General features: G+C 62.2%; 14 protein-coding genes. 7 read left to right on the forward strand and 7 right to left on the reverse strand.

Annotated features, from left to right (window positions below; genetic code table 11):
* Nucleotides 1-22 precede the first annotated feature (22 nt).
* Nucleotides 23-1,552 (reverse strand): magnesium-protoporphyrin IX monomethyl ester anaerobic oxidative cyclase, encoded by a 1,530-nt coding sequence (bchE, locus tag FFM81_RS18950; RefSeq protein ID WP_138385416.1) that lies wholly within the window; start codon nt 1,550-1,552, stop codon nt 23-25.
* A gap of 188 nt (nt 1,553-1,740) precedes the next feature.
* Here bchE and FFM81_RS18955 point away from each other — a divergent pair, with 188 nt between their 5' ends.
* Nucleotides 1,741-2,454: a pyrimidine 5'-nucleotidase gene (locus tag FFM81_RS18955; RefSeq protein ID WP_138385415.1), complete on the forward strand. Its 714-nt coding sequence runs from the start codon at nt 1,741-1,743 to the stop codon at nt 2,452-2,454.
* Between the two features lie 469 nt (nt 2,455-2,923).
* Entirely contained in the window at nt 2,924-3,565 is a 642-nt protein-coding gene (locus FFM81_RS18960; protein WP_003570757.1) for an EF-hand domain-containing protein, read from the forward strand.
* Nucleotides 3,566-3,644: 79 nt separating this feature from the next.
* Here FFM81_RS18960 and FFM81_RS18965 read toward each other — a convergent pair whose 3' ends face one another.
* Nucleotides 3,645-4,511, reverse strand: coding sequence for an LOG family protein (locus FFM81_RS18965; RefSeq protein WP_003570758.1), 867 nt, complete (start codon nt 4,509-4,511; stop codon nt 3,645-3,647).
* Between the two features lie 193 nt (nt 4,512-4,704).
* Here FFM81_RS18965 and dapD point away from each other — a divergent pair, with 193 nt between their 5' ends.
* The 3 genes from dapD to FFM81_RS18980 all read left to right on the forward strand — a co-directional run bounded on the left by dapD (nt 4,705) and on the right by FFM81_RS18980 (nt 7,438).
* The gene (gene dapD / locus FFM81_RS18970; protein WP_003570759.1) at nt 4,705-5,565 is read left to right on the forward strand and encodes a 2,3,4,5-tetrahydropyridine-2,6-dicarboxylate N-succinyltransferase; all 861 of its coding nucleotides are present in this window, start codon (nt 4,705-4,707) and stop codon (nt 5,563-5,565) included.
* A 96-nt stretch (nt 5,566-5,661) separates the two neighbouring features.
* The gene (gene dapE, locus FFM81_RS18975) at nt 5,662-6,855 is read left to right on the forward strand and encodes a succinyl-diaminopimelate desuccinylase (protein WP_138385414.1); all 1,194 of its coding nucleotides are present in this window, start codon (nt 5,662-5,664) and stop codon (nt 6,853-6,855) included.
* Nucleotides 6,842-7,438, forward strand: coding sequence for a hypothetical protein (locus FFM81_RS18980; RefSeq protein ID WP_003570761.1), 597 nt, complete (start codon nt 6,842-6,844; stop codon nt 7,436-7,438). The genes dapE and FFM81_RS18980 overlap by 14 nt, the downstream gene beginning before the upstream one ends.
* Before the next feature lie 6 nt (nt 7,439-7,444).
* Here FFM81_RS18980 and truA read toward each other — a convergent pair whose 3' ends face one another.
* The 5 genes from truA to def form a co-directional block, all read right to left on the reverse strand.
* Nucleotides 7,445-8,245, reverse strand: a complete 801-nt coding sequence (truA, locus tag FFM81_RS18985; RefSeq protein ID WP_138385413.1) for a tRNA pseudouridine(38-40) synthase TruA — start codon at nt 8,243-8,245, stop codon at nt 7,445-7,447.
* Complete coding sequence (fmt, locus tag FFM81_RS18990; RefSeq protein WP_128398196.1) at nt 8,245-9,180, reverse strand: methionyl-tRNA formyltransferase; 936 nt, start codon at nt 9,178-9,180, stop codon at nt 8,245-8,247. The genes truA and fmt overlap by 1 nt, the downstream gene beginning before the upstream one ends.
* 20 nt (nt 9,181-9,200) lie before the next feature.
* Nucleotides 9,201-9,623: a type II toxin-antitoxin system VapC family toxin gene (locus tag FFM81_RS18995; RefSeq protein ID WP_003570764.1), complete on the reverse strand. Its 423-nt coding sequence runs from the start codon at nt 9,621-9,623 to the stop codon at nt 9,201-9,203.
* Complete coding sequence (locus tag FFM81_RS19000; RefSeq protein WP_003570765.1) at nt 9,620-9,904, reverse strand: FitA-like ribbon-helix-helix domain-containing protein; 285 nt, start codon at nt 9,902-9,904, stop codon at nt 9,620-9,622. Before FFM81_RS19000 ends, FFM81_RS18995 begins: the two co-directional genes overlap by 4 nt.
* 64 nt (nt 9,905-9,968) lie before the next feature.
* Nucleotides 9,969-10,484, reverse strand: coding sequence for a peptide deformylase (def, locus tag FFM81_RS19005; RefSeq protein ID WP_003570766.1), 516 nt, complete (start codon nt 10,482-10,484; stop codon nt 9,969-9,971).
* Nucleotides 10,485-10,715: 231 nt separating this feature from the next.
* Here def and FFM81_RS19010 point away from each other — a divergent pair, with 231 nt between their 5' ends.
* Nucleotides 10,716-11,939, forward strand: a complete 1,224-nt coding sequence (locus tag FFM81_RS19010) for a DNA recombination protein RmuC (RefSeq protein WP_003570767.1) — start codon at nt 10,716-10,718, stop codon at nt 11,937-11,939.
* Between the two features lie 79 nt (nt 11,940-12,018).
* On the forward strand, nt 12,019-12,918 hold the full coding sequence (locus tag FFM81_RS19015; protein ID WP_025415215.1) for a ribokinase: 900 nt from the start codon (nt 12,019-12,021) through the stop codon (nt 12,916-12,918).
* Nucleotides 12,919-13,146 lie beyond the last annotated feature (228 nt).

Below are 13,146 nucleotides of genomic sequence, written 5' to 3' on the forward strand. Positions count from 1 at the left end.
CGCCGAAAATCAGGCGTCTATTTTATTCCGCCGCGTCGAGGCTTTTCATATGCCGTTGCGGACGCAGCATCGACTCCTCCTCGGCATCCTGCGGCGCACCCCAGAAATTCTCGAGCGTCGGGCCATCCTTCAGGTGGCGGCGACGGAAAAGGAACTCGAGGATCTCATGAAACCAGACGCGGCGGCCCATCTCAGTATACCAACGCATGGAATGGCGCTGCTCGCGGTCGCGATGGAAGAGGATACGCATCAGCGCCTTCGGCCGCGCCTGGACCGCAACCTCGATGAGCTTGACGCAGGCGACCAGCACGACCGGGTTCAGATGCCGCATCTTCAAGACCTGATGCTTGTAATCCCATTTGCGGATATCGGTCTCGATCACCTGCCGGTCGCGGGCGAAACGGAAAAAGGGCGTCCAGCGATGCGGGGTGACGTAAAGTGCCTGGATCTGGTCGGGATCATAGGAGAGCAATTGCCGGAAGCCGCGCCAGAGATCACGCAGCTTCTCCTCCTCGAAGCCGACGACCCAGGTCGCCATGGAGAGGATATCATGCTGGCGCAAGAGGCGGATTGCCTCCCGGTCGGTTGCCTTGGCCCCGCCCTTCCTGATCAGCGCCAAGGTTGCCTCGTCGGTGTTTTCCATGCCGAGAAGCCAGCGCACGACGCCGGCCTGGCGGTAAAGATGCAGGATATCGGCATCACGGACGATATCATCCGCCCGCGTCGAGCCGACGATCTGCACCGGCACATTCTCAGCGATCATCGCCTCGAGGAAGGCCCGCCAGGCCTTGCGCGACGAGGTCGGGTTCTCGTCGGCAAGATTGATCAGTTCGACGCCTTGTTCGCGATAGAGCCTGGCGATCTCGCGGGCAAACAGCTCCGGCGAACGGTGACGCCAGCGGGTCCAGAAGCCGCGCTGGCCGCAATAGTTGCAAAGATGCGGACAGCCGCGGGAGAACTGCATCACGACGGCGCGTTTGCCGCCCCAATAGCTATAGTCGGCATGGTCGATCAGTTCCCAACCGACGCGATAAGCATCGAGATCGGCGATCGCCTGCGCGGGCTGGGTTGCCTGGATTTGACCATGAGCGTCCCGATAGGCAATGCCGGGAATGGTTGCGAGCGGGCGGCCCGTTGCCAGGCAATCGGCAAGGCGCCGCATCGATTCCTCGCCTTCGCCGCGTACGAGGATATCGAATGCCTTCGTCTCGGCCAGTACCTCGCGCCAATGGTAAGTGGGAAAGACGCCGCCATAGACGATCCGGGTTGCAGGATTGCTGCGCTTGACAGCCTCTGCGATCACTCTGGCGGTGGGATGGGCCGACGTCGAGCCGGAATGGCCGATCAGCACCAGATCGGGCTGGCTCGCCACCGCTCGACTAACAATCTCCGCCATCGCCATCGGTCCGAACTCGGCATCGATAAGGCTGACACTATGGCCGTCGTCGATCAGCGGCCCCCCGACCGAGAGCAGGCCGAGCGGCGGAAGGTGATCATCGGGAATACGGCTGCCGATCGCGGTATGCGGCGGATTGATCAGAACGATCTTCATGCGACTTTACCCTTGCGGGTCCCCCTGTCTGACGCAGGCAGAAAGTCACCAGCGGTCAATGGCAATATTCAGCCGAAATCTTCTTAAAGTTGTGAAAATCTAGCGGCTTTTTTGGGGGCGACGGCCGCAACCAGGCCGCCCAAGCAAAAGGCTTTGGTTTCCCAGGGCAGCCATGGCATAAGACCGCCATGACCAAGATCGACCGCACGCCTGACAAAGCCGATTTCGCACACGTCACAGACTGGGTCTTTGACCTCGACAACACGCTCTATCCGCATCATGTCAATCTCTTCGCCCAGATCGACAAGAACATGACCGCTTATGTCGCGACGCTCTTACAGATGGAGCGGGACGAGGCGCGCAAGCTGCAGAAGCAATATTACCTCGAGCATGGTACGACGCTGCAGGGGCTGATGATCCATCACGGCATCGATCCGAACGACTTCCTCGAAAAGGCGCATGCGATCGACTATTCGGCGCTGACGCCGCAGCCGGAACTCGGCGCGGCGATCAAGGCGCTGCCGGGGCGCAAATTCATCTTTACCAATGGCAGCGTCAAGCATGCAGAAATGGCGGCCGAAGCCCTCGGCGTTCTCGAGCATTTCGACGACATCTTCGATATCGTCGCCGCCGACTACGTGCCGAAGCCGGCGCAGGCGACCTACGACAAGTTCACGGCATTAAAACGCGTCGAAACGAGCAAGGCGGCGATGTTCGAAGATCTGCCGCGCAACCTGACAGTGCCTAAGGCGCTCGGCATGCAGACCGTGCTGCTGGTGCCGCGCAATCTCGAAGAGACGGTCGTCGAATGGTGGGAAAAGACCAGCGGCGAAGAGGATCATATCGATTTCGTCACCGACGACCTCGCCGCCTTTCTCGGCAGGATTACCGGTTCGGCCTAGAGCCTTTCCGGGTTAGATTGCAGCATTCTGTTGGCTCAAACGGAGTCGGATGGTCGACCGGCCGGCGCGCGTCGTAGCAAAGCTCTATGGCCAAGCCGGCCGGCCGATCAGCCGGCCCGTTTCAGCCAACCCTCGCGCAGATTTGCCTTGGCAAATCTGCAAGACTCACGAAACGCCGGACGCACTTATCGCTTCGCCATGGCGAAGCGGTGCGGCCGGTGGGCCGGGCATCTCTAGCCAGGATCATAGGCGATCGGCTCGGAGTACCTTGGGGTATGCCTTCGCCAATCGCCTTTGCCCTGACGAAAGCCTGCTCCGGCAGAATGCTGCAATCTAATCCGGAAGGCTCTAAGTAACCGGCTGGCAGCATTACCAAAGTTTCATTCAGCTTACCGATGTTTAACTGGGTCTTTGTGCCCTGCTGCCGTAGCTTTCTTCGTGAGGGGACACCTCACGAAAGGCAAATACGATGTATCGCAACAAGCTGATATTGGCAGCGCTTTCCTCCACCCTCGTCTTCGGCGCAGCCGCCGGGGCAGGCTATGCCGCACCCGGCGACGGGCCGCGTCAGCACGCCGGCAGGGACCATCCGGGCCCGGGCCGCGATGCCTTCCTCGAAATCACCTATGTCCGCATGCTCAAGCAATTCGACACGAACAAGGATGGCAAGGTCTCCAAGGAAGAGGCGACCGCCGGCCTCGACAAGGTTTTCGCTGCGATCGACACCAATAATGACGGCTCCCTCACGCCTGGCGAAATCGGCGCATACCAGAAGGCGCAGATGCAGGCGATGAGAGATCAACGCAAGAAGGACGCGGGCGAAAACATGGATGCGGATACAGCAGCCGCGACGCCTGATAATAACGACCAGGGACGGCCGCCACACGACGGTCACGGCGGGCATGACGGTCGTGACGGGCATCGCTGGATGCGCCATGGCGCCCCCTTCATGCGCGCCTCGATGATGATGCACCGGGTCGATACCGACCAGAACGGCCAGATTTCCAAACCGGAAGCCGTCGCCGCCTTCGACAAGCTGTTTGCGCGGATGGACCGCAACAAGGACGGCGTCGTCTCGATCGACGACATGCCGGACCGGCCGCTGCTGTAAGGCCGGCCGAACCATTGCCTCCGCTCTTTCCCCGCTCAGTGGGGAAAGAGCCACGTCTCACGATCGAGGTACTGAGGCGCTATTCGCGATGTTCGTAGAAATCCTGGATGATCTTCCAGGCGGCTTCGGCCGTGTCGACGAAGCTGATCAGCTTGACATCGTCGGGCGCGATGGTGCCGAATTCGGCCAATGCGTCGAAATTGACGATGCTTCTCCAGAACGCTTCGCCGAAGAGGATCAGCGGCAGGCGCTCCATGCGGCCGGTCTGGATCAGCGTCAGGCATTCGAAGAATTCATCGAGCGTTCCAAAGCCGCCGGGAAAGACCGCGATCGCCTTGGCGCGCACCATGAAATGCATCTTGCGGATGGCGAAATAGTGGAAGTTGAAGCTGAGCTCCGGCGTCACATAGGCGTTCGGCGCCTGCTCGTGCGGCAGCACGATATTCAGGCCGATCGACGGGGCGCCCTCGTCGGCCGCGCCGCGATTGCCGGCTTCCATCACGCCGGGGCCGCCGCCGGTGACGATGACATATTCGTGGAAATCGAGGCTTGCCGAATATTTCGAGCAGAGCCGGGCGAATTTGCGCGCCTCGTCATAATAGACGGAAGCCGCCTCCAGATTGACGCGCTGGACATCGTTGCGGGCAGCCCAGGCGCTCTGGCCGGGGGCGGGAATGCGGGCGCCGCCGAACATGACGACGGTCGACTTGATGCCGCGTTCGGTCAACATCATTTCCGGCTTCAACAGTTCCAGCTGCAGGCGGATCGGCCGCAACTCCTCGCGGCAAAGGAAATCCTCGTCGACATAGGCAAGGCGGTAGGCGGGCGACATCGTCTGCGGCGTCTTCGGCACCGCCGCGGCGCGCTGCCTGTCGGTCGAGCTGCTCTTTAGCGGGTCCCATACGCCATCCTTGCGCCGCGATCCGCCGTTTCGTCCCTTCGCCATGTCGAAATGCCTTTCAGTCCTGCCGGCCATAGTGCCGGATATGTCGCTATAACGCCTTGAATCCAGGTTGATCTTGCCCGAAAATTCATTCCATTCTACGGGTGCATGCTGTAGAGCAGGACACAATCCCGCCAACCGCAATTCCGGAGATCTTACCGTCTCCACGATAAAGATCGAAGTTTAAGGAATTCTCATGAGCGCCACCGACCTCGCATCCCTCGAAAAGACCATCGAAGCCGCCTTCGACAATCGCGACAATGTGAACACGTCGACCAAGGGCGAGGTTCGCGATGCGGTCGAAGCAGCACTCGACCTGCTCGATGCCGGCAAGGTCCGTGTGGCGACGCGCGGCGCCGATGGCGCCTGGACGGTCAATCAGTGGCTGAAGAAGGCGGTGCTCCTGTCCTTCCGCCTCAACGACATGGAGGTGGTCAAGGGCGGCTCGGGCAATTCCACCTGGTGGGACAAGGTGCCTTCCAAATTCGAGAACTGGGGCGAGAACCAGTTCCGCGCCAGCGGCTTCCGTGCCGTGCCGAACTGCGTCGTACGCCGCTCGGCCTATATCGCTCCGAATGCGATCCTGATGCCCTCCTTCGTCAATCTCGGCGCCTATGTCGGCGAAGGCACGATGGTCGACACCTGGGCGACGGTCGGCTCCTGCGCGCAGATCGGCAAACATGTGCATCTCTCCGGCGGCGTCGGCATCGGCGGCGTGCTGGAGCCGATGCAGGCCGGCCCGACGATCATCGAAGACAATTGCTTCATCGGCGCCCGTTCGGAAGTGGTCGAAGGCTGCATCATCCGCGAAGGCTCGGTGCTCGGCATGGGCGTCTATATCGGCAAGTCGACCAAGATCGTCGACCGCGCCACCGGCGAGGTGAGCTACGGCGAAGTCCCGCCCTATTCCGTCGTCGTCGCCGGCTCGATGCCGTCGGGCAATGCCACCATGGGCAACGGCCAGCCGGCGCCGCATCTCTACTGCGCCGTCATCGTCAAGCGCGTCGATGAAAAGACCCGCTCCAAGACCGGCATCAACGAGCTGCTCAGAGATTGATGACACCAGGACATTGATCCGGTAAACAGGCGGCGTCCTTTACGCGAGGCGCCGCCTTGCCATGTCTTTGCCATTCCCGCCGGATAGTTCGACGCCATGAGCCCTACCGATCCCGTCGCCAATCTTCAGACGCTGATTCGCTGCCCCTCCGTGACACCGGCCGAAGGCGGCGCGTTGTCTGCGCTCGACACCATGCTTGCGCCGCTCGGCTTCACCGTCGACCGCGTGAAGGCGAGCGAAGAGGGAACGCCCGATATCGAAAACCTCTATGCCCGGCTCGGCACGGACGGCCCGCATCTGATGTTTGCCGGCCATACCGATGTCGTGCCAGTCGGCGACGAGGCCGCCTGGAGCCATCCGCCCTTTGCCGCCGAGATTGCCAAAGGCGAGCTTTTCGGCCGCGGCGCCGTCGATATGAAGGGCGGCATCGCCTGTTTCGTCGCTGCCGTCGCCCGCCATACCGAAAAGAACGGGCCACCGCCCGGCTCGATCTCTTTTCTGATCACCGGCGACGAAGAAGGCCCGGCGATCAACGGCACGATCAAGCTCTTGCAATGGGCGGCCGAGCGCGGCGAACGCTGGGATGCCTGCCTTGTGGGCGAGCCGACCAATCCTGCGAGCCTCGGCGACATGATCAAGATCGGCCGGCGCGGTTCGCAGTCGGGCAGGATCACCGTGCACGGCGTCCAGGGGCATGCCGCCTATCCGCATCTTGCCGACAATCCGGTGCGCGGCATGCTGCAACTGACCCAAGCGCTGATGGACCCGCCCTTCGACAGCGGCACCGACGACTTCCAGCCGTCGAACCTCGAGGTGACCACGGTCGATGTCGGCAATCCGGCGACCAATGTCATTCCGGCCAAGGCCTCGGCAAGTTTCAACATCCGCTTCAACGACAGCTGGACGGCCGAGACGCTGCGCGCCGAAATCCTCCGGCGCCTCGATGCCGCCGCCGGCAGCGGCCAGCTCAGGCCCGGCCGCGAACCGGTGAAATACGATATCGAGTGGGCCGACCGGCCAAGCCATGTTTTCCTGACGCGCAACAATGCACTGATCGCCTCGCTGTCTTCAGCTATCGAGAGCGTCGCCGGCCGGTCGCCGCAGCTTTCGACCACCGGCGGCACGTCGGATGCGCGCTTCATCAAGGATTATTGCCCGGTCGTCGAGTTCGGCCTTGTCGGCCAGACGATGCACATGGTCGATGAACGCGTCGCCGTTTCCGATCTGGAAACGCTGACGGCAATCTACGAGACTTTCATCGCCCGCTGGTTCGCCAATGCCGGGCTTTAAGGAAGTCCAGTACTATCTGGCCGGCCTCTGGCTGCTGATCCGGCTGGATCCGCGCGGTTTCCGCTACCTCGATATGTCCGAGCGCGGCGTCAACCGCTCGTTCTGGGCGATCGCCTGGTGCCTGCCGCCGATGGGCATTTCCTGGCTCTGGTGGCGACAGGTCTTTCTGCGGTCGATGCCGCCGGAAGCCGATGTCGGCTTTGCCTTCTATCTCAGGCTCGGCCTCGTCGAGCTCGCCAACTGGTTCGTGCCGCTGGTTTTTGCCGGGCTGCTGCTGCTGGCCTTCCGCATGGGTGAGCGTTTCGCGCCTGTCGTCGTCAGCGTCAACTGGCTCGGCGTGCCGCTCTCCTATATCAACGGGCTGTTGCTGGCGATGGTGGTCTTCCTTCCCGGCTCCGTCGGCCTTGTCTCGCTGCTGCTGCTTGCCTTCATGCTGGCGCAGGTCTTCGTGCTGGCGCGCATTCTGCGGATGATCTGCCACGGCCACCCGCTGATGGTCGGGGCAATGACGCTGGTGCTGCTCGTGCCATCGATGATCCTTTCGGAATATCTGCAGCACTTCCTCGGCATCTATCCGGTCTGACGAAGCTTACGATTGATCGTCATCGGGATCGCTGACCGGCCTGCGGCGGTCGGGAATCACGTCGGGATAATCCACCTGCAGGAAATAGAGCCCGTCGGGCGGCGCCACGGGGCCGCAGGCCTTGCGGTCGCGCGCCTCAAGCGCTGCCTCGACATCGTCAGGCGTCCATTTGCCTTCGCCGGCGAGCTTCAGTGTGCCGGCGAAGGAACGGATCTGATTGTGCAGGAAACTCTGCGCCGTGGCGCGGATCTCGATCAGCTCGCCGTTGCGCGTCACATCCAGCCGGTCGAGCGTGCGCACCGGGCTGTTTGCCTGGCAATGGGCGGCGCGGAAGGTGGAGAAATCGTGCCGGCCGACCAGCCTCTGGGCGGCGGCGTGCATGGTCTCGTGGTCGAGCAGCTTCGGCACCCACCAGGCCTTGCCGGCTTCGAGCGCCAGCGGCGCGCGGCGGCTGACGATGCGGTAGAGGTAATGGCGCCTGAGCGCCGAGAAGCGGGCATCGAAGAATTCGGGAGCTGTCTCGACATCGAGAATGGCGACACGTTCACCGGCAAGCCTCAAATGCGCGTTCAAGGCATTCTGCAGCTGATAGGGCGACCAGTCCTTCGAAAGATCGACATGGATCACCTGCCCCATGGCGTGGACGCCGGAATCGGTGCGCCCGGCGCCGCGGACCGAGACCGTCTCGCCGGTCAGCGACAGTACCGCGGCTTCGATCGCGCCCTGTACCGAGGGACCGTTCTCCTGCCGCTGCCAGCCGACATAGGGGCCGCCGTCATATTCGACGGTCATGCGGAAACGCGGCATCAGGAAAGCCTCGTGCCTGCGCCAAGCGGCGTGCCCCGGAGGAAATCGGCTGCCGCCAGCGGCTTGCCGCCGGCCTTCTGCAGCCGTGTCAGCCGCACCGCGCCCAACGCGCAGGCGACCACGAGATCATCGCTCAGCAATTGCCCGGCCGGCCCCTGCCCTGCAGCCAGCTCCGAGCCCAGCACCTTCACCCGCTCCGGCTTGCCGCCGATCATAAGCTCGAACCAGGCGCCCGGAAATGGCGCCAAGCCGCGGATATGATTGTGCACATCGCTCGCGCTCCTTCCGAAATCGATGCGCGTCTCGCCCTTGTCGATCTTGGCGGCATAGAGCACGCCCTCTTCCGGCTGCGGCGTCAGCGGCAGGTCGTTCATCTCGAGCTTCACCATGGCCTCCGTCATCGCCTTGGCGCCGACCTGCATCAGCCGGTCATGCAACTCGCCTGCCGTCATGTTGACGCCGATCTCGACCTCACGGGTCAATGCGACGGGGCCGGTATCGAGGCCCTTGTCCATCTTCATCACCATCATGCCGGTCTTATCGTCACCGGCCATGATCGCCCGCTGGATGGGAGCAGCTCCCCGCCAGCGCGGCAGCAGCGAAGCATGGCCGTTATAGCAGCCGTCGCGGGTGCCGTTCAAAATCGCCTCCGGCAGCAGCAATCCGTAGGCGACGACGACGGCGACATCGGCCTTGAGGGCGGCAAACCGCTCGCGCTCCTCGGCATCCTTGAAATTGACCGGCGTGAAAACGGGAAGACCGAGCAGTTCCGCCGCCTGATGCACCGGCGATTTCTGCAGATCGAGCCCGCGCCGCCCGCCCGGCCTCGGCGGCTGCGTATAGACCGCGACGACCCGGTGGCCCGCGTCGACGAGCAGGCGTAGGGTCGGAACCGAGAACTCCGGGGTTCCCATGAAGATGATGCTAAGAGACATTCTATCTCGCCAATTGAGGATCAACCGTCTTCAAACGGGTTTACGAGCTTGAGATCAAGACCTTCGAAATCTCTGGTGTTGCGGGTGGCGAGCGTCGCGCCGTTGGCAAGGCAGATAGCGGCAATCATCGCGTCCTGGACCGAAATCGGCCGCCCGATGTTTTCACGTTTCGCCCGCAGGCGCCCAGTTGCCATGGCCGCTTCCAAATCCCAGCCGACGATACGGTCGCGAAATTGGCCTTTCACCAAATTCTCGATGGCGCGAAAGAAGCGATCCGATCCGGTCTTCAAGAGAACCCTTTCAGCGCCGTAAATCTGCTCCATCAAGCCGACGGTGCAAAGCCAGATCCTCGAGCTGTCCTGCCGCAACATCCAAGCCTTTACATTTTCATGGGGTAATGACCTGGCAAACTCGGAAACTACATTCGTATCGAGAACGATCATTCGAAGTCCTCGAACGGCCGGCCAAAATCCTTTTTCCGCGCGGCCTCGATTTCCTCCATGATTGCAGCAAATTCGTCGTCTACCGCGTCTTCTCTTTCGAAAGCGGCGCGTATCGCTGCATAGGCCGACATAGCCTCAGGCTTTGCTTCGGTTTTTCTTTGAAGCGCTTCCCGCAAAAGCTCCTTGGCCTCGTCGGAAAGACTGTTTCCACTGCGCTGCGCCGATTCCGCAATGTCTCGCTTCATCGCCTCGGAAATATTCCTGATCAGAAAATCACCCATGCGGCGCCTCCATCATGATATCACTGATATCATAGCGCGTTGCCGATGAATTTTCAACGCGTCGTCAGAGCGCCTTGGATTTCGCCGCCTTGGTGAACTTCTTGATCACCATTTCGCGCTTCAGCCGCGAAATGTAATCGATGAACAGCACCCCGTTCAGGTGATCGATCTCGTGCTGCAGGCAGGTGGCCAGCAGGCCATCGGCATCCACCGTCTGTTCCTTGCCGTTGCGGTCGAGATATTTGACCGAGACGACAGCCGGGCGCTCGACCTCGGCATAATAATCCGGGATCGACAGGCAGCCCTCCTCATAGACCGAACGCTCGTCGGAGGATTTGACGATCTCGGGGTTGATGAAGACTTGCGGCTGCTTCTCCTCACCCTCGCGCGACACGTCGATGACGAGCATGCGGCGCGGCACGCCGATCTGGATCGCTGCAAGGCCGATGCCCGGCGCGTCGTACATGGTTTCCAGCATATCATCGGCAAGACGTTGCAGGTCGGCGTCGACCCGCTCGATCGGCTTGGAGGCCTGGCGGAGAATAGGATCGGGAAGAATGATGAGTGGCTTGATGGTCATGGCGTTCCCATAACCCATCTTTTCCGACTATGGAATTATCCGGCAGGCGGGGAAGGCGCTTTTTTGCATCCTCGCCCGGAATTTCGCCATATTCGCCTCAGCCGCCCGGCGGGCGGCAGTATCTGGACGACCGCCGTTCTGGCGCTAGCCGTAGCGCGAAGATATTGGGGATTGCCAATTTCGTTCACGTTTTGATCTATATATTGCCACCTCTTCTGTTATGGTTGCGGTATGACCGTCAATTCCGATTCGTTCACTCTGTCGCTTGCCTCGATCAGCCCGGCCACGCTGGCGCTTGCCGGTGGGGTTCTCCTGGCCGTCGTCCTTCTGGTGATCGTCCTTCTGCTGCGCGGCGCAAGCCTTCGCCGCGAGCAGGCGGAAGAGGCGAATTTGCGCGCGGCTGAAGGCGACGCGCGCATGGCCGAGCTTTTAAAGATCCAGGCGGAGATGCAGGGCCGCATCGCGGCGATGACCGAAGTCTTCGGCGCGCGGCAGAGTGAGCTCAACCAGGCGATCAGCCAACGCCTCGACGGCATGTCGCAGCGGGTCAACTCGACGATCACCGAGCAGACCAAATCGACGCATGAGAATTTGCAGCGGCTGCAGGAGCGGCTGGCGGTGATCGATGCGGCGCAGAACAATATCCAGACGCTCGCCAAGGATGTCGTCGGGCTGCAGGCCATTCTTTCCAACAAGCAGACGCGCGGCGCCTTCGGCCAGTCGAGGATGGAGACGATCGTCGCCGACGGCCTGCCGATGGGTGCCTATGGCTTCCAGCAGACGCTATCGAACGGCTCGCGGCCGGACTGCACGATCCGCATGCCGAACGGCGCGCCGCCGCTGGTGATCGATGCGAAATTTCCGCTAGAAGCCTGGAACGCCATCCGCGACGCCGGCAGCCCGGAGGCCGGCAAGATCGCCGGCCAGCAGTTCCGCCGCGACATGGAGGTCCATATCAGGGACATTTCCGAGAAATATCTGATCCAGGGCGAAACCCAGGATACGGCCTTTCTCTTCGTGCCGTCGGAATCGATCTTCGCCGAGATCCACGAAAACTTCGAAGCCCTGGTGCAGAAGGCGCACCGCGCGCGCATCGTCATCGTCTCGCCGTCGCTGCTGATGCTGTCGATCCAAGTCATCCAGGCCGTGCTCAAGGACCAGCGCATGCGGGCGCAGGCGCATCTGATTCAGGGCGAAGTGGCGATCCTGATGGACGATCTCGGCCGCTTGGACGAGCGGGTGCGCAAGCTGCAAGGCCATTTCGCCATGGCGCAGAAGGATATCGACATGGTGGTCACCTCGGCCGACAAGCTGACCAAGCGCGGCGCCAAGATTGAAGCGCTGGAATTCGAGGCCGGCGGCGACAGCAAACCGGGTCGCGACAACGAACCCGCCGCCAAATCGGTGGAAAGCCGCACCGGTCTTCTCAAGCTGCGGGTGGTTGACGAGGAGTGACTGCTTCGGGCAGTGTCTCGCCCGCATGAAACAGTTGGAGCATGATGTCGTCGCATGCTCCAAAAGACGGGACACCCTGATGATCACAGTTTTCGGGTCCATCAATATGGACCTCATCGCCACCACCGACCGTCTGCCGAAGCCCGGCGAAACGGTGGCCGGCAACGGTTTTGCCACGGCCGCCGGCGGCAAGGGCGCCAACCAGGCGCTGGCCGCGCGCCGCGCCGGCCGCTATGTGCATATGGCGGGCGCCGTGGGCAGGGACAGCTTCGCCGCTGATGCCCTTGCCCTGCTCGATGAGGCGGGAACCGATCTTTCTCTCGTTGAACATGTCGATGGCCCCACCGGCACCGCGCTGATCCTTGTCGGCGGCGACGGCGAAAACATGATCGCCGTCGTTCCCGGCGCCAATGGCCTCGTCACATCGGCCGATGCCGAAACCGCGATCGGCGGCATGAGTGAAGGCGATATCCTGATGCTGCAGCTCGAAGTGCCGGTTGATGCCGTCGAACGCGCTTTATCGGCCGCCCGCGCCAAGGGCATCACCAGCATTCTCAACCTTGCTCCGCTAATCCCCGACGCGCCGCGTCTCGGCCGGCTCGCCGATATCGTCATTGCCAACGAGACCGAGTTCGAGCGGCTCGCCGGACAGGAGGGAATGGACGCTCAGGCGCGCGAGGCGGCACTCGTCCGCCTGCATCAGGAGACTGGCCAGACGCTGATCGTGACGCTCGGCGGCGACGGCGTCGTCGCCATCCGCGACGGGGCGATTTCAAGGGCGCAAGGTCTGAAGATCGAACCCGTCGATACGGTCGGCGCCGGCGACACTTTCTGCGGCTACTTCGCGGCCAGCCTCGACGAGGGCCTCGATTTTGCCTCGGCGCTGCGCCGAGCGGCGGTTGCCGGTTCGCTCGCCTGCCTCAAATCAGGGGCGCAGCCTTCGATCCCCACGAGCGCGGACGTCGCAGCCAGAATATAAGTGATGTCTCTTTGCGAAGCCGCCGGCCGAGCCCTTTAATTTTAAGGGGAATTTCTGCGTTTTGCCTCGGCGGACAGCGAAAGTTTCATTCAAATTTAAGGGATCTCCGGCGATGTTGCACGTGGCCGGCGGGTCCCCCTTTATTTGGGATCCGGCCGGCGACGCGGCTGCTCCATGAGGGGGCGATGCCTTTGCTGCTGCGCCGGAGAATGCCCGTTCGGCGCATCC

The sequence above is a fragment of the Rhizobium hidalgonense genome (assembly GCF_005862185.2).
GTDB lineage: Bacteria > Pseudomonadota > Alphaproteobacteria > Rhizobiales > Rhizobiaceae > Rhizobium > Rhizobium hidalgonense.